The organism is Brachybacterium sp. GU-2 (assembly GCF_030866705.2).
Lineage (GTDB): Bacteria > Actinomycetota > Actinomycetes > Actinomycetales > Dermabacteraceae > Brachybacterium > Brachybacterium conglomeratum.
The window spans coordinates 242817-267295 of the sequence record NZ_CP133037.2; the positions used below are offsets into that span (position 1 = coordinate 242817).

Genomic DNA, 24479 nt, shown 5'->3' on the forward strand with positions numbered 1-24479 from the left:
CCAGGCCGCCCATCAGGCAAGCCAGATCAGATGTCACCTATCCGTGCGGCAGTCCCTGTGGGGGAGCGACGAGGTCTGCTCGGCCGTGATCGCGATGCTGGTCTGTTACGCGCTCGGCGACGACGAGCGTGACGGGCATCTGGACCTGGCACGGTTCGCGGACGGCTTGACGTCGGCGGCGGGCTGGGTCGGCAAGGTCGTCGGCGCCATGCGGACGACGCGGATCCTGCGCGAGATGGCGGTGGAGTCTCGTGAACTGGCAGTCCCGCTCGTGCTCGAACAGGCTGCGGTCACCAGCGCAGAGGACGACGCCCTCGCTGCCGCCGTCCCGCTGATCGAGCAGGCGACGCGCGGACTGCCGGCAACGAGCGCCACCCTCCGGATCGTGCATGCTTCCGCACTCCACGAGCTCCTGGGGCTGCCTCCACTGTGCCCGTGGCTGCTCACGCCGGGGCAGGGGGACGAGTTGCGTGACGTTCTCGAGCATCGCCCCGATCTGCTGCGCCGGACGCTTCGCGGAGACCAGGGCACCGGCTGCGGAACGGTGGGGGAGGCGGTCGGTGTGCTGTGGGCGGGCTGGAGCTGGGATGACGCGGCGGCGATGCTCGCCCTTTCCACGCGTCACCGCGACATCCCGAAGGTGCTGGCCAGCGCCGCGCTGCAGCCTCTGCCCCGGCCGACCGCGCGCTCCGGGGAGCTGGAGCATATCCGGGTCCGTGCCCGTGACGGCGTCCCTGTGCCGGCGGCCGATGCGGTCGGTGCCGTGTTCGAGGCGTTCCTGGACAGCCGTGTCGACGTCTTCACCGACTTCGATCGTGTCCGCCACCCGCTGACGCTTTCGGAGTGTTCCCGGCGGGAAGCGTCGCTTGACGCGTTCCCTGCCCTGCTGCGGGGGGCGGCGCACCAGGCCGGCGTCGGCGACCTAGACCTGTTGTCGGGGCTGATCGCCTTGTTCATCGAGCCGTTGCCTGTGGCGGATCCCGCCTTCTTTACCCCGACCCGCTGGAGGTTCCCGACATGAGCCGCCCCACCACACCGACCCCGACCGCCCCCGACGACACTGCATCGCGCGCCCGGGCCATCGCGGGGACAGCGAGTCGACACCTGCTCCCGTTCGCTGTCGGTTTCAGTGCCGCCTCCCTGTGGCTGCTGCTCATCGCGGTCGTGACCGAGGCGATCGGCAGCACGCTCCTCGTCCTGGCCCTGGCGATCCTGCCTGGCGCCGTGATCATGGGCGTCTCGCGCCGGGAGCGGACGCACTGGGCCGAGTACGTGCTGGTGTGGATCGGGTTCTTCATCGCCGTGCCGCTGTACGGCGTCATTCTGCTGGTCGGCGGGTACGGGATCGTCCTGGCCCGCGCCTGGCACCGACACCGGCTCCGCTCCATCGAGCCTTCCGCGGACTGACGTGCCCTTCGCAGCACTCGTCGGCGACCGGGAACGCCCCCGCCTCGAACTCACCGTCCCCGACGGAGGAGAGGCGACCGAGCGCCTGAGGGCCATCGCCGGGGTCGAGGTCGACGACTCCACCGGGAAGTGCACCGTCTCGGCGCCGACGATGAGGACGCTCGAGGACCTCGCAGGCGCGGGGATCGCCGTCAACGCGTTCGAGTTCCCCGAGCCCCTCAACTCCCTGCGGCACCCGCTGGTCATCGACCCCGGCGACGGGAGCGTGCGCGTGTTCCCCCGCTTCGCCGACCACGCCGACATCAGCTTCGAGCTCGGCGACGACGCGGTGTTCGACCCCGCAACCGGGGCGTACACCGCACCCGCCGCAGCCGTCGCCGACTGGCCCGAACACCTCCTGTCACCCTCGCTGCGCGACGCAGGGGAAGGGAGCGCACCGCGAACAGGCCACCAGATTCCGCCGTCGGAGATGCTGGGGGAGCCGGCCACCCTCGAGGACGCCCTCCGGGTTCTCTCCACTGCGGCAGGGACCGAGGGACGCAAGCGCGAGATCGACCTGCTCACCGATGCTGTTGGCGACGTCCCCGACTGGTTCGGCATGACCCCCTACCCCTACCAGCGCATCGGCGGGCTCTGCGTCACCGCCGGCCGCCTGCTCCTCGCCGACGTTCCCGGCCTCGGCAAGTCCCTGCAAGCCATCCTCGCCGCCACACTCCTCGGCGCCCGACGCTGGATCATCAGCTGCCCACCCGTCGCACAGACCAATTGGGCTACCGAGCTCCAACGCCTCCACGTCCCCGCCCACCTCGACGACGCCCCGATCATGCTCATCCGGCCCGGCCGCACCATCCCCGACCTATCGGACACGGGCATCGTCATCGTCACCGACTCGCTGCTCGCCGCCCCCACCCGGCGCCCCCTCCTCGACGACCTGAAGGACTGGGGCGCGGACGTGCTGATCTACGACGAAGGACACCGCGCCAAGAACTGGCACTCCCGACGCTCGAAGGCCATGCGCGAACTCGCCGCCACCGTCACGGATCGCATGGTCCTCACCGGCACCCCGATCATGTCCAACCCCGCCGACCTGCCCTCCCTCCTCGCCATCACCGGACAATTGGAACCCGTCTTCGGGTCCCGCACCGCGTTCATGGCCCGGTACACCCGCTCCTACGAGATCACCGTCGGCCAGCAGACCATTCAGAAGATCGTCCCGAACAAGAAGCGTCTGCCCGAGCTCGCCCAGATCCTGCGCGACCAGGTGTGGGTGCGCCGCACCAAGGAGCAGGTCCTCCCGGAGCTGCCGGAGAAGCAGTTCTCGACGATGATCGTCGACGTACCCACCACCGAGTACCGTGCAGCGACCCGCGACGTCCGCGCGAAGATCGCCGCCTACCTGCGTGAGCGGACCCGGGAGCTCGGCCACCCTCCGTCGGAGAAGGAAGTGCGTGCCTGGTGCGCAGAGCAGATGGGCTGCGTGACGATGCTGCGCCGCGCCGCCGGCCTCGCGAAGATCCCCGCCGCCGCCGAGCACATCGCCGACTGGGTCACCGCCACCCGCCACGACGACGGCGACACGACAGTGTTCGACCGGCCCCTGATCGTCTGGGGCATCCACCAGACCGTCATGGACCGCCTCCACCAGCACCTCGACGAGCTCGCCGTCCCCCACGCGGTGATCAACGGCAGCATCTCGCTTACGCAGCGCGACCGCATCACTTCCGACTACCAGGCCGGGAAGATCGCCGTGATCCTCGCGAACATCGTCGCCGCCGGCGTCGCCATCACCCTCACTCGCGGCTCCGACGCCCTGTTCGTCGAGACCGAATGGCTGCCCGACCTCGTCTCCCAAGCCGTGGACCGCCAGCACCGCATCGGCCAGACCCGCCCTGTCATGGTCACGACCATGGTCGCCCCCGGCACCCTCGACCACACCATCCAGAAGGTGCAGCGCGCCAACATAGACGTCCTCGACGAGCTCGTCGGCGGCACCGGCCACCACGTCGCGGTGGGGGAGCAGGACATTTCCTCGCTCGCTATCGGAGACGTGATGTGGGAGCTCGCCGCACCCCTATGGCGCAAGGCACGGCGGGTTGACGGCGCCGCGGCATGAGGGCTGGGTCCACCGCGGTCTGTAGCCGCCGGACCCAAACGTGGTCAGGTCAGCTCCGCCATTTCCCCTTGAGCTGTGCAGAACGGGTTCTCTCTGCGATCAGGGGCCACGACCGACGCTGCCGAAGCAGTCCCGGGAGCTTTCGCGCATTGACCGGTGCCGCGTGAACAGACGGGCACGCGGCCTGTTGCCACCCTGACCGTTGCAACGCCCGCGCAAGCCCATCGGCAACGACGTCTCCCTTCGGTGGCGGAGCCACTATCTCAACCTGTCAGATATCTGATAACCTCGTCGGTATGGCGCAACCCACACGTCGGTTCGAGACACTGCAGTCCGAACTTCTCGACCTGATCCAACAGCTCGAGCTGAAACCAGATGACGCCTTGCCCTCCGAGGGGGAGCTCGCAGAGCGGCTCGCCGTCAGCAGGGCAACACTGCGCGAAGCCACCCGTGCGCTGCAGTCCCAAGGCGTACTCGAGGCACAGCAAGGACGAGGACTCTTCCTGCGCTCCTTCTCCGTCGCCCCCGTCATCTCCCGACTGCCGTACCAACTGATCGAGTCCGGCGCCGAGCTGGACGAGCTCCTCGTCGCGCGCGCCGCTCTAGAGCGAGGGCTTATCCGTGAGGTAGCAGACCGAATCAGCGAGGAACGCCTCGCACGCCTCGACGAGATCGTCGACACGATGCGAGAGAAGGAGACCCGCGGTATCGCCTTCCCAGAGGAAGACCGCGAGTTCCATCGCTCCCTGTACGTCGATCTTCACAACCGGGTCATCGACGGGACCCTCGAAGCCTTCTGGCAGCTGATGGACAAGATGCGCGACCAACTGCCAGCCCTGCGCTACGACGATCTCGCCGACCGTCACGCAGCCATCGTTCGAGCGCTCCGCGACCCCGAAACGCACGATCCGATCGCCGCACTCGATGACCACTTCATCGACATCCAGCAGCGCACCGATGAGCTGGTGGACATCCGCACCCACAACGCTGAGGAACAGTGACATGCCCACTACCGCGACGACACACACTTCGACACTTGAGCGCGCCGACGGCATCGTCTGCGCACTCCTGACGCCCTACCGCCCAGATGGCTCGATCGCCACCGACGTTCTGCAGGCACACACGCAGTCACTGATCGAGCAGGGCATCGACGGCCTGTACGTCTGCGGGTCCACAGGCGACGGCGTCATGCTCGATGCCGACTCCCGCGTGCACTGCGTCCAAGCCGTCGCGGAAGCCACGGAGGGGGAGGTTCCGATCATTGCGCACGTCGGCACCAACTCCACCGACATGACTCTCGACCTCGCAGAGCGGTCGGTCGAAGCCGGGGCGGACGCAGTCTCCTCGATCCTGCCGTCGATCCCCCTCACTGCCGCCGAGACGCGCTCCTACTTCCTGGACATCGTCCGCGCATCCCCGGCGCCGTTCATCGCATACAACTTCCCGGCCCGCTCCGGCGTCGGCCTCCCCCAGGATCTGCTCGCGGAGCTGGCGGAAGAGCCCAACCTTTACGGGCTCAAGAATACCTCCGGCGACATCTTCGAGATGTCGGCCTTCACGCGGCTTCGCGAGGGGAGCCTTCGCGTCTGGAACGGGCACGACGAAGTCCTCTACGCCGGCCTCTCCGTGGGTGCCTGTGGCGCGATCGGGAGCACCTTCAACGCGTTCCCACTGCTGTACAAGGACCTCCTGACCGCGTTCCGGAACGGTGACCACCCGGAAGCGCTGCGCCTCCAGCACCAGGTCGAGGACCTTGTCCGGATACTGGTGGCGTTCGGAGTCATGCCCTCATTGCGCGCGATCCTCGCCTCGCGCGGCGTGGAGATGGGGCCCAGCCGACGCCCCCAGCGCGACCTCGATGCCTCCAGCCGTAGCCAGCTGCTCTCCGCCATCGCCAACCTCAACCTCACTGCCTGACCTCTCTCCCCCCTGCATTTCCTGTGACCACGAAGGAGTTGTCATGACCAACCCGCGCTCCAATTTCACCCGACGGTGCGCCCTCATCGGAGGCCTCGGACTCAGCGCCGCCGCACTCGCCGCCTGCACCCCGGGCGGAACACCCGCAAGCGATGACTCCGCAAGCAGCGATGGCGGTGGGGATGGCGCCATCACGTTCTGGCACTATTACGGCGGCGCTGCCACTGCTCCGATCGAGGCCCTCGTGAAGCGGTACACCGAAGAGACCGGCGTCGAGGTCGACATCCGCTACATCCCCTTCGGCGACTTCAACCGCACCCTGCTGCAGGCCGCCACCGGCGACGGACTGCCCGACATCGCATTGGTGAACGCCTTCGACACCGCACTGTTCGCCGACTCCGGCATGCTCCTGGATCTCAGCGATCGCGTCACCGAGTGGGGACAGCAGGACTCGTACTTCGCCGGCCCCTGGGCAACGACCCAGGTCGAAGGCGCCACCTTCGGTCTCCCGCACGTCGCCGACACCTACGCCCTGTGGACAAACACCGCTGCGCTGGAGGCAGCGGGGGCCAAAGCACCCACGACCTGGGCAGAGACCGAGGAGGCTGCCATCGCCGCATCGGGAGATGGCACCTTCGGCCTGGCCTTCTGCGGCATCAACGGAGTCGAGGGAGCCACAGCATGGCTGCTGCGGTTCCTCGCCGCCGGGGGCGACGTCACCGAGTTCGCGAGCGAAGCCGGCACCACCGCGATGGAGTCCTTCCAGCGTCTGCTCCAGGATGGCGGGATCTCGGAAGGAGTGCTGACCTGGAATGAGGACGACACCTACACCCAGTTCCGCTCCGAAGCGGCGGCCATGATGATCAACTCCGCCTCCTACCTGACCTCGCTGGCCGAGGAGGCACCCGACCTCAAGTTCGAGGTGCTTCCTATGCCTGCCGACGCCATCAACGTCTCCTGGCTCTCCGCAGAGAACCTCACGATCACCAGTTCTGCGAGCAACCCCGACGCGGCCTGGGAACTGCTGACCTGGATGCAGCAGCCCGAGGTGATGAACGAGTACCTTCCCGACCGCAACAAGCTCCCGGTGCGGACCGACACCGCGGAAGACGAGCAGTGGCAGGAGCCGATCAAGAAGGTCTTCGTGGACCAGCTCGAGGTCGCGTGGGCGCCCGATGAGGAGGTAGCGCCTGCTTCTGCCGAGATCTTCACCGCCGCACAGTTGGCGATGCAGTCCGTGCTCAGCGGTTCCACCAGCGTCGATGCTGCTCTCACGGAGCTGCAGAAGGCAACGGACGACGCACTCGGCGCCTGACACCCACGAGGGCCGCTGCACTCGATGCTCAATGTGCAGCGGCCCTCCCTGACCTCACAGGATGTCCTTGATGACACTCACCGACGCACCGCTCCCCACGGCGCGCAACGAACAGGACGAAGCGCGCCGCGCTCGCGCATCGCGCCGGAAGCCGCAGCTGGGGAAGTATCTGTTCATCCTCCCCGCCGTCCTCTTCGTCATGGCCACCACGGTCTACCCGTTGCTCTACAACGTGAACCTCGGCTTCTACGACGCACCGATTCAGAAGTTCCTCGGAGGAACCGTTGAATGGGTCGGGCTCCAGCAGTACGGAGATGTCCTGGCTGACCCTGCGATGTGGTCCAGCCTTGCCACTTCGTTGATCTACACCGCCGCGACCATCGTTCTCATGTTGGTCATCGGCACCGCACTCGCAGTGCTCTTCAACAAGACGTTCCCCGGCAACAAGCTCCTCCGCTCGCTGCTCTTCCTCCCCTACATCCTGCCCTCAGTTGTCGCTGCCAATGTGTGGCGATGGATGCTCGATGGGACAAGTGGACTGGTCAACTACATCCTGATGTCCCTGCGCATCATCGAGGAGCCTGTGTTCTGGCTGGGCAACCCAACCATGGCCCTCCCCGCCGTGATCCTCGCGACCGCATGGACGATGGTGCCGTTCGCGATGCTCCTGATCATTGCTGGGCTGCAGAACATCCCCACTGCCACCTACGAAGCGGCGCAGCTGGACGGTGCGGGCCGTTCAGCGACTTTCTGGCGCATCACGGTGCCGCTTCTCCGCCCAGTGCTGTCCGTCGTCGCGCTGCTTGGCTTCATCTACACGTTCAAGACCTTCGACACGATCTTCATCATGACCCGCGGAGGCCCCGGAGATGCCACCACGGTGTTGCCGATCCTGGCGTACAACGAAGCGTTCGTGAACTTCGACCTCGGCACCGGAGCGACCGTGAACACCCTCCTGCTGATCATCCCCATGGTGCTCGCGATCTTCTACTTCCGCTCAACCCGGAACGAGGGCTGATTCCATGCAGAAGAAAACACTTCTCACCGGCGGTGCAACACTCCTGGTGATCGCATACTTGATCCCTGTCTATTGGATGGTCGCGACGTCACTGAAGCTGCCCTCGGACATCTTCAACTCACCCCCGGACATCTTCCCGTCCCCGCTCTCGTTCCAGGCATACGCCGACACTGTCGCCTCGGACCCGGCGGTCTGGCAGGGGCTCCGCTCCAGCCTCATCATCACGTTGCCCACGCTGCTGCTCACTCTCGTGATCGGGGCACCGGCGGCGTACGGGCTGGCGAAGTACAAGTTCCGAGTGACCGGCGCAGTGCTGTTCCTCCTCCTCGCCGCACAGATGCTGCCGACCATCAGCCTTGCGCTTCCCTTGTTCGCGATCTTCAGCCAGTACGGCCTCGTCGACACGTACGCCGGCCTGATCATCGCCAACGTCTCCGTCACCCTCCCGTTTGCCGTAGTTCTCCTCCGCCCCTACATGGCAGCGATCCCCGGAGACCTCCTCGAAGCAGCTCGCCTCGACGGATGCACGGCCTTCGGAGCGTTCCGACGCGTGGGACTTCCCTTGGTCCGTCCCGGTCTCGTCATGGTGGCAACCCTGACCTTCGTTATGACATGGGGTGAATTCGTCTTCGGGCTCACCCTCGCCACGAGCGACGACAAGCAGCCGATCACTGTCGTGCTCAACCGATTCATCGCAAGCTTCGGGACTCAGTGGACGAACCTCATGGCGGTGTCGACGATCATCGCCATCCCGATCATCGTCATCTTCATCGCCCTCCAGAAGCACGTCGTCGCCGGCCTCACCGATGGCGGGCTGAAGGATTAGGGGTTGCTCGCAGGTGATCAATCATGCGCGTCCTCGGGACGTCAGGATTCATCCACACTCCGGGACCTCCGCGAAGAACTTCGAGCGAATCCGGGTTGGCCCCGCGCCGCGGAAATGCTGGTCAGCGCAGTACGTCGCGCAGACCCGGAGCGGAGCGTAAGAACTACGCAGTGTCTGTCATCTGATACCGGACGTCGAGAAGATCCAGCAGGTGCGCGGGCAGCAGCTTCGCGCCGCGGGTGCCGCTGCGCGTGCAGATCTCGAGCACGGCACGGCAGGCAGGTGTCAGGTGCTGTCGGACCGTGTCGTAGACGAACTCCTGCGGAGAGATGGCGCGGATCGGAGCGGGCAGCTGTGCGGCGGGGAAGTCTTTGAGATTGCTGGTCACGATGGCTTCGGCACCTCCCTTGGCGGCGGCCGCCACGACGTGCCGGTCATCCGGATCCGGTAGCGAGTACGTTCCCTCGAGCGGTTCCCAGTCGGTCACCAGAGCGTCGTCAAACGCGCGCGTCATCGTCGTGATCAGCCGGTCAGCGCGGGCGGTAGCGTCGGCGTCTGGGGTGCCGCGTCGGACCAGCTTCTTGGCTTCGTGGAGGACCAGTTCGTCCAGGATCGCCGAGCTCCATAGTGGCCGGTAGGTGCCCTCGACGGGCAGGGACAGCAGAAAATCGCGTTGCAGGCTGGGCCACAACACGCTGGTGTCGAGGACGGCGGTGAACATCTGGCCAGTATGTCAGCGGGTTCCGTCACGCCGTCGGGTGGCACCCATTGCTTTGCGAGCCGTCTTGAGCTGGCCGAGGATCTCGTCGATGTCGTCCGTCTCATCCACGTCGACGGAGAGGGCCTCGATCGCTGCGTATTGCTCGCGGCGTCGCTGCTCGCGATAGTCCAGGACGTCGGTGAGGGCAAGGCGTCGGTGGGTGCCGGAGCGCGTGTACGGCAGCTTGCCGTGGTCCAGAGCCTTGATCAGGGTAGGTCGGCTGATGCCCAGTAGGTCCGCTGCCTGCTGCGTGGTCAGCGTCTGGGAGGTTGGCGAGATCGTGACCGAGAGGCCCTTCTGCATCGCGTCCACGACGCGTCGAAGGACCTGGTAGACCTCTTCGGGCAGTTCGACCGGATCTTCGGAGCCGCCGCCGATGAGATAGTGGCGGGGCACGGGATGGGTCGCTTCGTCCGCGACGAGGAGGTCGTGGACGCGTGCCAGCTGTTGCATGTCGCTCTCAGTGTGCGTGGACGATGCCAGGATGCTCGTGGCGGCCATGAACGACTCCTCAACTGACGGTAACGCAGGATGTTGCGTCTACTGCGATTAAGTGTAGTGGGTGGACCGGCCTAGCGGAACCCGCGCCTCCGCGATCGGCAGTACGTGCGGCGGCTCGACCAGGACGCGGGAAACGGGTCACACATCAGCAGCTTCCGAGCACCACGACCTGCCCGTCCAGCCCGGATGCGGCGAGCGAGCGCCGAGTGCGACAGTCGGCTGCCGCGTATCCCTACAGGCAGGTCGAAGTGTAGGGAGGTGTAGGACCAAGGCTCCGCCCTCCAGGCGCTCACACGAGTGTTTCATCTCCTCCGGAGCTCACGTCCTACCGGGTCAGTCTCGTGCCCACTGGCGGGTCATGAGGACGAAAGCCGAGAAGGGCCGGGCCCGCCACCGCGACATCGTCACCCGCTACGAGCGGAACGAACCCGCCTGCCCCAGCGCCCACCGGGCACCGGATGCGCTCGTCGTGCTAGTGCATCCCGAACCGGTGCCGGTCCGCTTCCGGGAGGTGGAGCAGGAGCGGGTCCACGACCGGGAGACGCTGCTGGGGGCGTGCCGGCGCGTGTTCGACCTGCAGGCCCGGGCCTGGGCGTACACAAGCAGGCACCGGGACGATCTCATCCAGGACTCATGCGTGATCGCGATGTCGAAGATCGTGCCCGCCGAAGCCGCGTGCCCGGGCGCGGAGGCGCTGATCCCGGAGGGGCTGGTCTACAACATCGTCCGTGGCGCGATGCGGCACCGCTCCGAGGGGGATGGCCGGTACATGGCCACCGAGTCCGGGCAGGGCCGCGAGATCCTCATGGCCACGTGGGAGGACCACGTGAAGACGGGCGGGGTCGAGTCGATGCGGCGGTTCGAGGAGATGGCCGACCAGGTCCGGTCCGCGTTCCCGATCGGGCGCCGCCCGACCCGCGGCTATCATCTCGGCCGCCTCGAGCAGGCGCACGAGTACATCCGCGAGATCGCCGAACGCCAAGCCCGACGGGTCGAGGATCCCGACCCCACCGCTACGGCGGCGCTGAGGGGTCGCGATCCGGAGACGTGCCCGATCGACCTCACCACAGCGATCGCCCGCCTCACCGAGACGCGGGCAGCGAACGGACAGTCCGTCGGGCAGCTCGTGACGTTCGCGTACCGGTTGCCGACCCCGCGCGGCCAGGCCGCGATCGAGCACGCCCGCCACGTCGCCACGTTCATCCTCCAGCACTTCGGCGACCACCTCGACGCCCACGGCGCGGCGGCGCTGTGGCGGGGCCGAGGCCGGTCACCCCTCGAGGCCGTGTTCGCGATCCGCACCATCGAGGACCGCGACCTGGTGCTCACCGTGCTCGAGCGCCTCGACCCCGACCAGGCCGACACCTTCCTCCGCTCCGTCCTCGAGGACCTCGCCGCCGGGATCGCGTACCGGCGCAGGGGCGCGGTGGCCGCGTGAGGGGTGCGGCCCCGCCCACTTGACGGGGGCAGACCACGCCTGGGCCAGCGGATGGAGACACGACATGACGATCGCGAAGAATGACGCCGAGACGACCGCCGGACCCGTGCGGACGTCGTCGGGGCCCGTCCGGAAGGCCTCGGGTTCCGGCGGGGGCCGACTGGAGGGAGGACCTCTCCGGAAGAAGGACACGGGGGAGAGCGGCAACGGCGGCCAGTTCGGATCCCTCACCCGAGCCGACGCCGACGTCACCGTGCCGCCCATGGATCCGGTGGCGGGGATGCGGGCGCAGGGCCGGTCCGGGCAGCTCATCGCCGACCTGTGCCCGGAGATCGACGTCGAGCGAGACGGGTACGCCGCAGCGCTCGAAGTCGCCGCCGAGGACGGGCCCCGCCAGTACTACCTGCGGCCGGACGGGCCGGACCGGATCCACGCCGAATCCCTGCAGAACCAGCGCTACAACGACCGCACCCTCTCCCAGGCCACATTCGACCTCAGCACCGGGAAAGGCACGTTCACCTACGACTTCGAAGAATCGTACGGGGACGTGGGCAAGGCGGACACGATCGACGCCGATCTCGACTTCAGCGGTGACGCGGAGCAGATCGCCCAGTACCTGCGCGAGTTCTCGGTCGACGACGGGGCGGTGGAGGACCAGATCAAGGAGTCGTTCGAGGACCCGCACGAGGCGGCCCGCGAAGCGTACGCCGTCGCGAACGGGGCACGCCCGCGAGGCTTTGTTCGCCGTCATCGCCCGCGGAACCGGTGACCGGTCGACACGCCGCCACGTCGCAGATCGGCTCCGGCCCCGCGCACTGCAAGGGAGTATGCGAACCCATCACGTGCACGTCGGCGACAACCTCGACATCCTCCCCACCCTGGACGGTCCGTTCGACCTGATCTACCTCGACCCGCCGTACAACACCGGCGGACGCGTCGTCACCGGCTACAACGACCGGTTCGAGGACTGGACCGGCTTCATGGCACCCCGCCTCGCCCACCTGCCGCGTCTCCTCGCCGAACACGGCATCGTGATCGCCTCCATCGACGACCGCGAGTGTCACCACCTTCGCGTCCTCCTCGACGACGTCCTCGGCGCCCGCAACCACATCGGCACCGTCGTCTGGGACGGCTCGACCCTCAACTCCTCCCGCCTCCTCAGCGTCTCCCACGACTACCTGATCCTGTACGCAAAGAACCACGCCGCCCTGAAGACTGCTGGGACGACGTGGCGGCAGCCCCGCCCCGACGCCGAAGCCATGCTCGACGCCGCCGCCCGCTCGTGGCGGCATGCGCACGGGGACCGGGCCGTCGCGCAGCAGCACTTCCGGGCCTGGCTCGCCCCCAGGCGCTCCACCCTGCCGCGGGGCCTGATCGAGTACGACCGCATCGACGACACCGGCACCCTCTACCGGGTCGGCGACCCCGGCGCCCCCTCCGTCCAGGCCAGCCGCTCCTTCCGGCATCTCACCCACCCCACCACCGGACGCCCCTGCCCAGTACCCAAGCGCGGATGGCGGATGAACGACGCCTCGATGGATCGCATGCTCGCAGACGGGCTGATCGAGTTCGGTCCCGACCACACCACCCAGCCGAAGCTCAAGCGCCGACTCGTCGACAACGCCACCGCCGTGCCCCGCTCCGTGTTCCGGCAGGAACGCGAAGGCGCCCGGCACCTCGCCGGGATCGACGGGGTCGGCGAGTTCCCCTTCCCGAAAGACCACACCGTCCTCGCCCGCTGGTTCACCACCGTCACCGGACCGAACGCACGGATCCTGGACCCGTTCCTCGGCTCCGGCACCAGCATCGAAGTCGCCATGGCCCTGAACGCCGCCGACGGCGGAACCCGCACCGTCACCGGCATCGCCCTCGACGAAGGCGGGATCATCGAGAACGTCCTCGTCCCGCGCCTGCGTTACTGCGAAGCGACCTACAGGGAGCAGGTCTCCTGGGGCGCAGTGGGTGCCGGCCCGCGGGATGTCGAGCTGCGAAGACGGCACACCACCGCCGCATAGAACCGGAACGAGCTCGGTCCCGTCCCGCGTACTCGGCACCCATGTCCGGGGACGTAGCCGGCCTGCCCATGGCGAAGGGGGAAAACGCGGGGTCGTCGGTCGGACCGAGGGCTTACGGTGGGGTGACTCGATGGCCATTCGTGGAGGTCATAGGGACACACCATCGGAGAGCAGAGGCCATGACCAGTCCGCACCGCAGTTACCCCTACGACGCGTACTACGACCACCTCGACCGCTCGGCTCTGCTGGAGATGCTCACGACATCAGCCGGCTACGACGCTGAGGACCTCGCCGATCTGACGCGCGCCGAACTCATCGACACCCTCATCGGCTCCGCCGTCGAGGCCGAATACCACGCCGAAGAGCTCGGCGAGGACTATCCGCTGCGCCGCCTCTCCGAGCCCCAAGACCTCTCGGTCCTCCGCGAAATCCGCAGGGCGGACGGGCATCACGTGTACTGGTGCTGGATGGACGACTGGGAGACTGCCGTCGAATCCCTCAACGGGGACCTGAACGAAGTCACCTGGGGCCTTCCGGCCGGTGTACGCGCCGGCGACGTGATCGTGACGGCCGTGAATTCGACCCCGGCCCTCCTCGCCTGCGTCGAACAGGTCAGCCGCGTCGAAGGCGGGACCGTGTTCGTCGAACCCCGCTGGACGACCGACCAGCCCGTGCCCGTGCACCACGTCGAGGCAAGCATCGCCGTGAAGCTGCCCCGCACGACCACGGTCCTGGCCGATGCGACAGGCGATGCACTCCTGGACCACAGCATCGACCTGCTCGAGCATCCGCGGCCGGTGTTCGTCGTCGCGGGAGACTGCACGCCGGACGGTCGCAGGACGGCGGGATCCGCGGTCCACGCCCTCACACTCCTGCAGGACGCGGAGTTGCGGTGCGCAGCCTGCGGCACCGACCACGGAACCTTCGAACTGCACTACTTCCGGCCTCGACACTTCGACCTCCAGCTGGAGATCCAGGACCACCTCGATGATGCCGCTCAGTTGTGCCTGGACTGCCATCTGCTGTGCCACTCGCCGAGCCTGAAGCGGCTGCGCGAGTTCGTGCGCCCGGTGCCCCTGACCTGCCCGGAGTGCGGCGCGGGCAATCCTCGGGAGTACATCTGGGGCATGCCCGTTGACCCGGAGACGGTCGATTCCGACGCCTTCATCCTGGGTGGCTGCGTGCTTCCCGGCGGACCGGCGCCTGGGTATCAGTGCCGCGCCTGCGAGACGGACTTCAGCGTCGTCCGCGCCGACGTCTTCCATGGATCGGCCTTCTGAACCCCCTTCGCTCGCGCCGGATGTAGCCGCAAGCCCCGGCGCTGCGTGACGCCGCCCCCGTCCTACGAGGTCAGGGGTGCGCCCACTGCGTCCGCATGAACGATGCCGCGCCCAACCATGCCGTGTTCTCCATGAACGCGGCCCTGAACTCCGCCCTGCTCACCCTGAACGCCGGACGGGTCGACACCGCCCCCGGACTCGACCGGGAAGGGGCGTACCTGTACGCGCGCGGCCTGCGCCACGAAGTCCTCGCCAACAACGCAGGGATCTCCGAACCGTTCGCGCCCTACCTCATCGCCGGGATCGTGTTCGCCGGACTCGAATCCCGCCACATCACCCACCACCCCCAAGAACTGAACCGGCCCGGGTTCTCTGCTGCTACTTTGCGGGTTCGGGCTCTCGGTCGAGGGCCTCGTGGTGGAGCGTCTCGAACTCTATCGGGGTGAGCATCCCGAGGGAGCTGTGGATGCGCCGGTTGTTGTACCAGTCGACCCAGCCGGCAGTCGCGAACTCGACGTCCGCGAGGGTGCGGAAGGGGCCGGCATGGAAGACGGTCGTGCGGACGCACTCGGTCTTGAACAGCCCGTTCACCGTCTCCATCAGCGCGTTGTCGTAGGCGTCGCGGACGGACCCGATCGACGGCGCGATGCCCTCGAGGGCGAGATGCTCGGTCAGACGAATCGCTGTGTACTGAGATCCGGCATTGCTGTGATGGATCAAATCTCCAGGTGAGACCGGAGTTCCTTCCCGTTCGCGTTGCCAGAGCGCGATCCGCAGCGGCGTCATGACCAGGTCGACCTTCTTGCTCGCGCTGGCGTGCCAGCCGACGATCCGCTGGGCGAAGACGTCCAGCACGAACGCGACGTAGACGAACCCTGCCCAGGTGCGGACGTAGGTGAAGTCGGTGACCCACACGCGGTTCGGAGCCGTGGCAGTGAAGTCGCGATTGAGCAGGTCACCGGCACGTTTCCCTTCCGGACCAGGGATGGTGGTGCGCAGCTTCTTCGCGCGCCGTACGCCTTCGAGGCCGACGGTGCGCATCGCGCGGTCGACTGCGCCTCGGGACGTGCCGGCGAGCCCTTCTTGGCGGCGGAGCAGGGCGACCCACTTTCGCCGCCCGTACAGGCCCTCCGGCGTCATCTGAACCTGCCCGGTGACCTCGTTGACGGTCCAGGCGAGGTCGCGGATCTTGTCCTCGACCAGGGCATCGGTGACGGTACGGGACGCGATGCGGGCCGGCCGCTTCCAGGACCTGTAGGTGCGTGCAGCGATCTCTAAGCCCTGCTGGCGCAGGACGCAAAGGATCGACTCGACTGCATAGCCCTCGGCTCTCATCTCATCGATGAACGCGAGGATTAGCGGTTTCGGGGGTCGAGCTCCCCCGCGAAGAAAATCGAGGCCCGCCGGAGGATCTCGTTGTCCTCCCGGAGCTGCTTGTTCTCCGCCTTCAGTCGCTTGACCTCGGCAGACTCCTCGCTGGTGACGCCGGGGCGGGTTCCGTCGTCGACGTCGGCCTGGGCCAGCCATCGCCGCACGGACTCCCGCGAGACGCCTTCCTGGCGGGCCACCGCGGCCGTCGCCGCCGTCAGGGTCGGGTACTCCTGCTGGTGCTCACGCACGAGTCGCACGCACCTCGCGCGCAGCTGGGGATCGATCTTCTTCGGCATGCTGTCCATCCTTCCGGACTCAAACAGCAGCGGCATCAAACCTGGGCCGGTTCACTCAGCGATGCCCTCCCGCTCCAGGCGCCGGTTCGCGAGCTCCACCTTGTGCTCGATGCGCTCCACCGACCAGGTCGGTACCCGCAGCTGCGGCCCCGTCGCGGAATCACCGGTCTCCCGGTGGATCCCTCCGGGGGTCTCGGCAATGGAGATGTCGGCGTCCGAGCGCGAGATAGTCCCGAACTCGCCCGCATTGCCCACCTCGCCGGTGTCCCTCTTCCGCACAATCCTCGACATGACTGTTCCCTCCCACGACGGGCTCTCAGCCAGCGAAGTGGGCGATGAACAGCCTTCACAGGACCCTCAGCCAACTCTGGGCGGCATCCCAGCAGGTGGAGCGGCGGACAGAAATGTGACCTGCAACCTACGATGTCGGGACCATCGATCTCAGGAGTGATTCCGCTGCCTACCGGAGCCGTCCTCACCAACACCCGCTTCCTGGACATCGAAACGGGCGAATGGCGCTCAGCGGACCTCGAGATACGCGACGGCCGATTCGCGAAGATCGCCGCGGCCGGAAGCCTCGCCGACGCTGACGACGCGATCGACCTCGCGGGCAAGCATGTTCTCCCCGGCCTCATCGACTGCCACGTCCACGTTTACGCGATGACCGCGAACCTCAGCGAGCTCGAGACCACCGCGCCGTCCTACGCGACGATGCACGCCGCCCGCCTCATGGGCGACATGCTCGACCGCGGATTCACCACCGTCCGAGACACCGGCGGGGCAGACCACGGCCTGGCCGCCGCCCAGACCGAAGGCCTGCTGCGCGGGCCGCGCCTGTTCTTCGGAGGGAAGTCCCTCACCCAGACCGGAGGACACGGCGACACCCGCCGACCCGGCCAGCAGATCTCGCACAGCTCCTCGTGCTGCGCAGGCCTCGGCGTCATCGCCGATGGACCCGACGCCGTGCGACGCGCCGCCCGGGAACAGCTCCGCACTGGAGCCCACCATCTGAAGATCATGGCCGGGGGAGGAGTCGCCTCCCCAACCGACCGCGTCGACTCCATCCAGTACTCCTTCGCCGAGATGCGAGCCGCCGTCGAAGAAGCCCAGGACGCAAACCGCTACGTCGCCGCCCACGCCTACACCCCGGGCGCGATCCAACGGGCCCTCGACGCAGGCGTGCGCTCCATCGAACACGCCAACCTGCTGGACGAGAAGTCCGCCGACGCGATCGCCGAAGCAGGCGCGTTCGTCACCATGAACCTCGTGACCTACTGGGCCCTCGACACCTTCGGTGCCGAAATGGGACTCCCACCCGTGAGCCAAGCCAAGGTCGCCGACGTGCTCAGCGCCGGGGAACAGGCACTGGCCCTCGCCCACCAGAAAGGACTGAACCTGTGCTTCGGAAGTGACCTGCTCGGTGGGATGCAGGTCCATCAGTCGAAGGAGTTCGAGATCCGCGCCCGCCACCAGGAGCCGCTGGACGTGATCCGCTCCGCCACCACCACCGCAGCCCGCCTGCTCGAGCGCGTCGGCGAGCTCGGCGTCATCCGTGAGGGCGCATTCGCGGATCTGGTCGTCCTGGAGGCCGACCCGCTGCAGGACATCACCGTGCTCTCCGCACCGGACCCCGCTCTAGTGATCCAGGGCGGCGAGATCGTGCGCGCCCGCCCGACCCACTGACCCGAAGGCACCCCCATGAACTACACACACATCGCCGTGCTCATCGCCTACATCGCCCTGATGGTCGTCATCGGCGCCTGGTTCGGTCGCAAGAAGGCCACCAGCTCGGGCGAGGACTTCGTCCTGGCCGGGCGTTCACTGCCGGCGCCCGTGATCGGCGGAACGATGCTCGCGACGTTCGTCGGTTCCGGCTCCATCATCGGAGCCGCCAACTTCGCCTACACCTACGGCCTGATCCCCGGCTTCCTGTTCTTCTCCGGGACGATCACCGGCACCATCCTGTTGATCGTCCTCTCCCGGCGTGTACGCGGAGTCGCCGGGCACACCGTCCCGGAGATGTTCGACAAGCGCTACGGCAAGCCCGTGCGGATCGCCGCGACCATCATGATCCTCATCGCGTTCATCGGGATCACCGCCTACCAGTTCACCGGCGCCGGCTACATCATCAGCCTGATCACGCCGCTCGAGGAGTCGACCGGTGCCGTGATCGCCGCGCTCCTCATCACGTTCCTCGCCCTGTCCGGCGGGCTGAAGTCCGTGGCCTGGACCGACTTCCTCTCCGCCGTCGTGATCGTCTTCGCACTCTGGGTGTCCGTGTTCTTCGTGGTCGGGACCGATGTCGGCGGCCTCGCCCCGCTGACCGAGGTCAACTCCGACGCCGGCGTCTTCGGAGGCCTCAGCGCACTCCAGATGCTCGGCTTCATCCTGCCCGTCCTCGTGCTGCTGCTCGGCGATCAGAACATGTACCAGCGCCTCGCCGCCGCGAAGAGCGACAACGCAGCCTTTTGGGGCGCGGTCCTCTTCTGCCTCGGCTCCATCGTGATGATCGTCCCGATCGTGCTGCTGTCCGTCTCCAGCGCCCTCCTCCAGCCGGGCATCGAACCGGACATGGCCGTGCTGTCCCTGTCCGGCACCCAGTTCACCCCCGCGGTCATCGGTGGCGCACTGCTCGCTGGCGCGTTCGCCCTCATCATCACGACCGGCTCGTCCTACCTGCTGACTTGCTCCTCAAACGTGGTCCACGACCTCGTCGGGCAGCTCAGCCCGACCAAGCCCTCCGACACCGCGAACCTCTGGATCGGCCGCGCCGCCGTGCTGGGGGTGGCCATCCTCGGTTTCGTGATGGTCAACTTCTTCCCGAGCGTCCTCGCGCTGCAGATGTACGCGTACACGATGTACGGCGTCACCATCACCCCGGTGCTGTTGGCCGGCCTGTTCTGGAAGCGGGCCAACGGGGCGGGAGCCATGTCGGCCCTGCTGGTGGGTGCGGCCGTCACACTGTTCTGGGAGATCTCGGGGCGAGCTGCCGAGTTGAATTCCGTGATCGTCGCTCTGCCGGCCTCCGTGCTGGCACTCGTGGTGGTCTCGCTGCTCACCCCGCCGGGCGATGCGCGAAAGCGGTCAGCGGCCATTCAGGACTCGGCGTCGGAGGTCTCTGCCTGAAAGGGACCTGGCGCGGTGGCCGGACCGAGCCATCGGGGCGTCCGCCTGCCATGCGGGCCTGCGCCGCGCCCATCGTCGAGGGGGCTGACGCCCGATCCTGCATATCTCTCCGCCGTGGGGGTGGGGTCAGAAGTCGTACCCGTCCTCCGACGCCTCGATCGGCTCCGCGGTGGGGGTCTCGGCGGGCTCCTCGACAGCCTCCGTAGGTGCCGGCGCTGCGTCGCCCTCCTCCGAGCTCGCTTCGGGTGCCGGGCTGGTCTCTTCGCCGAGATCACGCCGGATCAGCGCGATCACCGCGTCGAGCCGCTCCATCCGCTCCTCGAGGTGCTCTCGCTGGACCACGAGGGACTCGAGCCGCATTCGCGCGGACTCGTCCTGCCCCTCGGCTTCGGTCGTGCCGGCGACGATGCGTGTCGGGCACGGGTACGGCACGTTCGCCAGCTCCGGCGCGTACGACCAGTCCTCCCCGTCGGAGGTCACCTTCTCGAGGGCGTCGGTGCGGAGGCGGGTGCATTCGAGGCAGATGACGTCGACGTCGTAGCCGTTGTCGTGCGCGACGAGCGTCGGGCCGTGCAGCTTGCGGACGGACTCGATCAGCGAGGCCATGGATCCTCCTCCACGCAGGGTCATGTCCCCTCACCAGTGGGCGAAGAGATGCCGTCGTGGGACCTCCCCGGTCACAGCTGCGGGTCCAGCGCCGTGCCTCCCGGGCGAAGGAGTGGCGTCACGGCGTGCAGGGCGTCCCGATGAGGATCGGGTCGAGCGAGCCGGCGTCTCGTTGCGGTCCCGGTTCGTCCGACTCGCTCCATTTGTCTGAGTCTCCACATAGCTCGGCCGCATGCCCACGCCGAAGTTGTTCTCCAGGTACCTCGTCACTGCTGCGACCGCCATGCTGGTGCTGTCCGCCTGCGCCACCAGCCCCGTCGACACCCAGTCCGCACGCGCCGAAGGCCAGAACGCCGAGGTGTCTGCAGAGCCGACGACGGACGCACCCACCACCGACGCGGAGTCCGAGACCCCGTTGCCCACAGCGACTACGCCCGAACCGGAACCCGTGGAGACCAGCGGTGCCGGGGAGTTGGTGCAGCTGCCCTCTGCAGACTTCACAGTGCGGACCATCGAGGAGCGCGACATGATCCCTACTGATTTCCCGGACTCTGAGCCGAACTTCGAGCCGGGTGAGGGCGAGCGCCTCTGGTACTTCCACATCGAATGGACCAACAACACGCTGGACGCCGTGGCGAAGGAGTGCCACGGCCCCGACATGTTCGATCTCCGCGCCTACGACGTCGACGGCGTCGAGATGCTCATGGTCGACCAACCGGGAATGATCGAAGGGCAGGAGTGCTCAAGCGGTCTCCGGCAGGGCGAGACGGGTACCTGGTACACCGCATTCTACGGCGGTGACGCGGAGTTCGGATGGGCAGTGTTCACCGACTACTCCGGCGACGATGCCGTCGTGACACTTGATCCGTCCCTGGAGCTCATCCGCACACCCTGACGAACCCCGACCCCCGTAGACCGCGCATATGAGCGCAACGGGTGCTACGAGTGGGACGGCCCAGAGTGCAGCTTCCCGGCGCGCAGCAGCGCCAACCGGGCAGCGAGGAGGCGTTCGAGCTCGGCGTCGGTGCGACGCTCGGACACGTGGGCCCAATGGTCCTTTCGCTCGTGAGCCTTCGCGGTGGCCGGCATGCCGATCAGCTCGACGCCCTCATCGGCGTCGGTCGTGCATTCGGCGCCGCCGCGGCAGAGCCGGCACGGCCACCGGGCCGGAATCGGCGCCCGCGGGTGCAACCGCACCTCGGTGAGGACTTCGCACTGCCCGCACAGGTACGTGACGATCTGCGGCACGAGCGGCACGACCCGGTCCGGGTTCTCCACCGTCAGTGCACGGTGGGGCACCGTGGCGGGGAGCAGGGCGGCGGGCATCAGACGGCCGCCAGATCTCCGTGCTCGAGCAGCTCGATCACACCCAGCCCGTGCAGGGATTCGAGCATGGTCACGTCGTCGGTGGGGCCGATCCAGGCGACGTTCCCGACCGGCTGATCCCTGTCGCTGTACGGCGCGAACAGGCTCGTCACGAGCACGAGCGGCACCATGTGCTCCCACCTCACCCCGGGCCCGCGATCTCGCGTTCCGCGAGCAGCGCGGTCCAGATGTCCTCGGGGGTGGTTTCGTCGAGATCTCTGCGTTGCACGGCGGCGGCCACGATCGACTCCTGCACGGCGGTTGCGATCACGATCGCTTGCTCGAGCCGCATCAGGAACAGCACCTCAGGATCGTCCTCCTCGAGGTACTCGGGGCCGATGACGGCGGCGAGCAGTTCGTCATTGCGGTCTGCGTGGACGGTGCGTGCCCCGATGCGGAGGGAGAACTGCCCCGTTCCGTCGTGGGGCTCGGTGGTGGAGTGGAGGGTGTGGGTGTTGGTGGTGCTCATCGGTGCTTCCTCAGTTCCTGGGATCCGGGATCGTCACCCCGCACCAGTGGGCGGAGGATCCGAGACCTGTCCCATCGAGGGAAGAATTGAGCGCCTTTCCCGATCGCGTCAAGCATTTCAGAACGGTGGGGACTTCGAAGGCAGCCCGACCGAAAAGAATTGCATTCTTAATACTGTATCCACCAGACATGTTGTGGATCGGCGGCTTGTGTTGACAATTCAAATAGTATTCGCAGAGGTGATTGATAAAACTTGCGGACGCGCTAAACTTATGGATGGGATAGTGAGTGGTTAGCTCCTGCCTGTTCTGCACGGCTTGGGGTGGCCCGAAGGGAGACGAGGTACTCATCTCCGGCGGTTGTCAACTTCCAGTATACGGCGTTATCGCTCACTGTACGTTTCTTCGTGCCGACCGCGATAAGGCGTAGCGCCCTCAGCTGCACGATGATCGCCCCCCAAGATCTGTCTGAAATCTTCGCTGACGGTGACATGAAGTCCGTAGACCATGTTCCTTCGGTGTCAGCCTGAATGTCGAGAAGTATGTGGTTGTTGAAAGTGTTGCGCAGCGATGATTCAGGGGCCTCGTCGATCATGAATGGGCCCAAGACCTCAACGATCTCATCCCAGGTATAGGAGAGCTCGCCGTCCTCGCTCTGTAGATACCCGCGACCCTTGTGCAGAAGGGTTATTGTGACTTCCTCGTCACCGTGGGCAAACTTGCTGTCCATCTGTGTGGGGGTATAGGCGGAAATCTCGACCTCCTTCTTCTCATATCTGGCAATAGTCGCCTTGAGTTCGGCAATTTCTGCGCGAGTCTCGGGCGTTATCGCCTGATCTCCGCGTATCCAGCCTGGCCGGGGGTTATTCTTAATCAAATGCATTAGCCCCCGCGTAACCTTTGAGCCGAGATCTTCGGCGTTCGACCAGTCTCGAGTCATCTTGAGCTGGACCTTCTTGCGGAACTCGGCGAGCCTTTCTGTCGCTCTGCTATCCTTGTCTGTCTTGCCTACCGGGATCGCGTCTGGCTCGGCCGGGACAAAACCCATAACTGGGATACCGAGCTCAACTGCATAGTCGTACTCCTTCTCAGTATAGCTGATTCCCTCTTCGGTGACCGAGCCGTATCGCCCGCCAAGGATAACCAGGTAATAGTCACTTTGCTCTATGACACCCGTGATCAGGGTCCACTGATCGGTGTTGCCGGCTGGGAACAACTCCATGCCTGCAGGTAGGCAGTCCATCTCGAGCAATGCCTGCATGACCTCGCGACGCTCATCGATGAGATCAGTGAATGTCGAGCTGATGAATACCTGGTACCGTCTGTCCATGGCTCAGATGCTAGTCGGGATGGCTGACGTAGGTGCCTGATTAGTGCTTAAACGGGATGATCGCTACCAAGACGCAGTCCTCGCGTGCCCTTGGAGGGCTTGAACTGTCGTTCTGCCGAGCGTTCGATCTGTACCTCGCCGCGCTCAGGCCCCGGCGATTTTCGCGGCGTGCGCTGCCGCGGCAGCGCCCCGCAGCTCGCGCCCGTCCTCCCCGTAGACCCGGTCGGCGGCGGCCCTCGGGGCCCGGCGGCCGTTCCACGGGTCGGTGTCGCCGAGTTGGCCGGTGCCGTGGTCGAGGTCGTCCTGGCCGGTGTGCTCGGCGATCTCCGCCCTCGTCGGTTCGGGGCGCGTGGTGCGGCGGACGGTGCTGGAGGCGGCGAGGTGGTCCGCGAACTCGGTGGTGGGGGCGTAGTAGCCCTTGAACACCTGGGAGGGCTGGCCTTCGGTCTCGGTGACGCCGACGCCCTTGGACACCCCGGGCGTGGTCTTCACGTTCTCGGGGACCTCGGCGACGGAGTCCGGGGCGGAGAACGCGTTGGCGCGCTGGTTGTCGGAGGCGTTCGGGCCCATGAGGAACCTGTTCCCGCAGGCGGCCTTCAGTGCGGTGGAAACGCCGGTCTTGGTGTTGCCGAGCTGGGTGGAGACGAACACGTGCATGCCCACGAACCGCATCTCGAGCGCGATCTTCTGGATGAACGTCGCGACCATGTCCTTGAACCCGTTGGTCGCCTCCGCCTCGGCCCGCATCGGGTGGTCGCGGGGGAGCGCTTTGGGGACGCGTTCGGGGGTCATGAGGCCCGTGTACTCGTCGGCGATCAGCACGACGGGACGGAACGAGGGGTCGTCCGTGATCGCGAACCAGTTGTTGATCCCGCGGCGTTTGAGGATCGCGGCGCGACGCTTCCCTTCGGCGTAGACCATGCCGCAGGTCGCGACCATCGCCTCGTAGCTGTCGCACCCCCACCCGCCGTCGCGCACGTACGGGCGCAGCCAGTCGAAGTCGACAGCCTTGTCGGGGGTGTCGACGATCGCGAGCTCCGCCCCGGCTTGCAGCATCCAGTATGCGAACGCGGTGATGTTCACGCTCTTCCCGGACATCGGCAGGCCCTGCAGGAGCGTGTGGGAGGCGCTCGCGAGGTCCAGGCGCACCTCCGGCCCGGTCGCGTCTCCTGGACGGGCCAGGGCGCGTCCGAGGGGTGCCTGCGTCCAGGCGGTGTCGGCGGGGGACGTGAATTCGGGGACGGTCGAACGGGTAGGGGATCACGGCCGGGAAGGTCGGCGGCTCGGCGGGGATGATTTGGGCGGTGAGGGCTCTCGGGTCGATGTCG

25 protein-coding genes are annotated in these 24479 nt (G+C 66.9%); 15 read left to right on the plus strand and 10 right to left on the minus strand.

Going from position 1 to position 24479, the window contains the following annotated elements:
• The first annotated feature begins 85 nt into the window (after positions 1 to 85).
• From RBL05_RS01160 to RBL05_RS01195, 8 genes are all read left to right on the plus strand, one after another.
• On the plus strand, positions 86 to 1021 hold the full coding sequence (locus tag RBL05_RS01160; protein ID WP_308740900.1) for a hypothetical protein: 936 nt from the start codon (positions 86 to 88) through the stop codon (positions 1019 to 1021).
• Positions 1018 to 1407: a hypothetical protein gene (locus tag RBL05_RS01165; protein ID WP_308740899.1), complete on the plus strand. Its 390-nt coding sequence runs from the start codon at positions 1018 to 1020 to the stop codon at positions 1405 to 1407. The genes RBL05_RS01160 and RBL05_RS01165 overlap by 4 nt, the downstream gene beginning before the upstream one ends.
• 1 nt (position 1408) lies before the next feature.
• Positions 1409 to 3520, plus strand: a complete 2112-nt coding sequence (locus RBL05_RS01170; protein ID WP_318603972.1) for a DEAD/DEAH box helicase — start codon at positions 1409 to 1411, stop codon at positions 3518 to 3520.
• A gap of 296 nt (positions 3521 to 3816) precedes the next feature.
• Positions 3817 to 4521 carry a FadR/GntR family transcriptional regulator gene (locus tag RBL05_RS01175; RefSeq protein ID WP_318603973.1) on the plus strand — a complete coding sequence of 235 codons (705 nt, stop codon included), beginning with the start codon at positions 3817 to 3819 and terminating at the stop codon, positions 4519 to 4521.
• 1 nt (position 4522) lies between these two features.
• Entirely contained in the window at positions 4523 to 5437 is a 915-nt protein-coding gene (locus tag RBL05_RS01180; protein ID WP_308740895.1) for a dihydrodipicolinate synthase family protein, read from the plus strand.
• Between the two features lie 43 nt (positions 5438 to 5480).
• Complete coding sequence (locus RBL05_RS01185) at positions 5481 to 6752, plus strand: ABC transporter substrate-binding protein (RefSeq protein ID WP_308740894.1); 1272 nt, start codon at positions 5481 to 5483, stop codon at positions 6750 to 6752.
• 70 nt (positions 6753 to 6822) lie between these two features.
• Positions 6823 to 7770, plus strand: coding sequence for a carbohydrate ABC transporter permease (locus RBL05_RS01190; protein WP_308740893.1), 948 nt, complete (start codon positions 6823 to 6825; stop codon positions 7768 to 7770).
• A 4-nt stretch (positions 7771 to 7774) separates the two neighbouring features.
• A complete protein-coding gene (locus RBL05_RS01195; RefSeq protein WP_308740892.1) occupies positions 7775 to 8596 on the plus strand; it encodes a carbohydrate ABC transporter permease in 822 nt (273 codons plus the stop codon).
• 163 nt (positions 8597 to 8759) lie between these two features.
• Here the strand turns inward: RBL05_RS01195 and RBL05_RS01200 are convergent, their stop codons facing one another.
• Both RBL05_RS01200 and RBL05_RS01205 read right to left on the minus strand, forming a co-directional pair.
• Entirely contained in the window at positions 8760 to 9317 is a 558-nt protein-coding gene (locus tag RBL05_RS01200; RefSeq protein ID WP_308740891.1) for a PIN domain-containing protein, read from the minus strand.
• A gap of 12 nt (positions 9318 to 9329) precedes the next feature.
• Complete coding sequence (locus tag RBL05_RS01205; protein WP_308740890.1) at positions 9330 to 9857, minus strand: helix-turn-helix domain-containing protein; 528 nt, start codon at positions 9855 to 9857, stop codon at positions 9330 to 9332.
• Positions 9858 to 10215: 358 nt separating this feature from the next.
• Here RBL05_RS01205 and RBL05_RS01210 point away from each other — a divergent pair, with 358 nt between their 5' ends.
• The 4 genes from RBL05_RS01210 (at position 10216) to RBL05_RS01225 (ending at position 14590) form a co-directional block, all read left to right on the plus strand.
• Positions 10216 to 11295 (plus strand): hypothetical protein, encoded by a 1080-nt coding sequence (locus RBL05_RS01210; protein WP_308740889.1) that lies wholly within the window; start codon positions 10216 to 10218, stop codon positions 11293 to 11295.
• Positions 11296 to 11359: 64 nt separating this feature from the next.
• Positions 11360 to 12064, plus strand: a complete 705-nt coding sequence (locus RBL05_RS01215; protein ID WP_308740888.1) for a hypothetical protein — start codon at positions 11360 to 11362, stop codon at positions 12062 to 12064.
• Positions 12065 to 12122: 58 nt separating this feature from the next.
• A complete protein-coding gene (locus RBL05_RS01220; protein WP_308740887.1) occupies positions 12123 to 13310 on the plus strand; it encodes a site-specific DNA-methyltransferase in 1188 nt (395 codons plus the stop codon).
• A 68-nt stretch (positions 13311 to 13378) separates the two neighbouring features.
• Positions 13379 to 14590, plus strand: coding sequence for a hypothetical protein (locus RBL05_RS01225; RefSeq protein WP_308740886.1), 1212 nt, complete (start codon positions 13379 to 13381; stop codon positions 14588 to 14590).
• A gap of 378 nt (positions 14591 to 14968) precedes the next feature.
• Here RBL05_RS01225 and RBL05_RS01230 read toward each other — a convergent pair.
• Together RBL05_RS01230 and RBL05_RS01235 are read right to left on the minus strand one after the other, a co-directional pair.
• A protein-coding gene (locus RBL05_RS01230; protein ID WP_308740885.1) for an IS3 family transposase occupies positions 14969 to 16257 on the minus strand; the annotation gives its coding sequence in 2 pieces (ribosomal slippage) (positions 14969 to 15984 and positions 15984 to 16257; 1290 coding nt in all).
• 51 nt (positions 16258 to 16308) lie between these two features.
• A complete protein-coding gene (locus RBL05_RS01235; RefSeq protein ID WP_308740884.1) occupies positions 16309 to 16548 on the minus strand; it encodes a hypothetical protein in 240 nt (79 codons plus the stop codon).
• Positions 16549 to 16704: 156 nt separating this feature from the next.
• Between RBL05_RS01235 and RBL05_RS01240 the strand changes: the two genes are divergently transcribed.
• Positions 16705 to 17940: a metal-dependent hydrolase family protein gene (locus RBL05_RS01240; protein WP_308740883.1), complete on the plus strand. Its 1236-nt coding sequence runs from the start codon at positions 16705 to 16707 to the stop codon at positions 17938 to 17940.
• A 15-nt stretch (positions 17941 to 17955) separates the two neighbouring features.
• The gene (locus RBL05_RS01245; RefSeq protein WP_308740882.1) at positions 17956 to 19383 is read left to right on the plus strand and encodes a sodium:solute symporter family protein; all 1428 of its coding nucleotides are present in this window, start codon (positions 17956 to 17958) and stop codon (positions 19381 to 19383) included.
• A gap of 126 nt (positions 19384 to 19509) precedes the next feature.
• Here RBL05_RS01245 and RBL05_RS01250 read toward each other — a convergent pair whose 3' ends face one another.
• A complete protein-coding gene (locus tag RBL05_RS01250; protein ID WP_308740881.1) occupies positions 19510 to 19989 on the minus strand; it encodes a hypothetical protein in 480 nt (159 codons plus the stop codon).
• A 232-nt stretch (positions 19990 to 20221) separates the two neighbouring features.
• Here RBL05_RS01250 and RBL05_RS01255 point away from each other — a divergent pair, with 232 nt between their 5' ends.
• Entirely contained in the window at positions 20222 to 20884 is a 663-nt protein-coding gene (locus RBL05_RS01255; RefSeq protein ID WP_308740880.1) for a hypothetical protein, read from the plus strand.
• A gap of 44 nt (positions 20885 to 20928) precedes the next feature.
• Here the strand turns inward: RBL05_RS01255 and RBL05_RS01260 are convergent, their stop codons facing one another.
• The 5 genes from RBL05_RS01260 to RBL05_RS01280 form a co-directional block, all read right to left on the minus strand.
• Complete coding sequence (locus RBL05_RS01260; RefSeq protein WP_308740879.1) at positions 20929 to 21315, minus strand: RNA polymerase-binding protein RbpA; 387 nt, start codon at positions 21313 to 21315, stop codon at positions 20929 to 20931.
• Positions 21315 to 21485: a hypothetical protein gene (locus RBL05_RS01265; protein WP_308740878.1), complete on the minus strand. Its 171-nt coding sequence runs from the start codon at positions 21483 to 21485 to the stop codon at positions 21315 to 21317. Before RBL05_RS01265 ends, RBL05_RS01260 begins: the two co-directional genes overlap by 1 nt.
• Before the next feature lie 11 nt (positions 21486 to 21496).
• Complete coding sequence (locus tag RBL05_RS01270) at positions 21497 to 21823, minus strand: hypothetical protein (protein ID WP_318603980.1); 327 nt, start codon at positions 21821 to 21823, stop codon at positions 21497 to 21499.
• Between the two features lie 269 nt (positions 21824 to 22092).
• Positions 22093 to 23151 carry a DUF4062 domain-containing protein gene (locus RBL05_RS01275; protein ID WP_308740876.1) on the minus strand — a complete coding sequence of 353 codons (1059 nt, stop codon included), beginning with the start codon at positions 23149 to 23151 and terminating at the stop codon, positions 22093 to 22095.
• A 144-nt stretch (positions 23152 to 23295) separates the two neighbouring features.
• A complete protein-coding gene (locus RBL05_RS01280) occupies positions 23296 to 24300 on the minus strand; it encodes a hypothetical protein (protein ID WP_308740875.1) in 1005 nt (334 codons plus the stop codon).
• Positions 24301 to 24479: the final 179 nt, after the last annotated feature.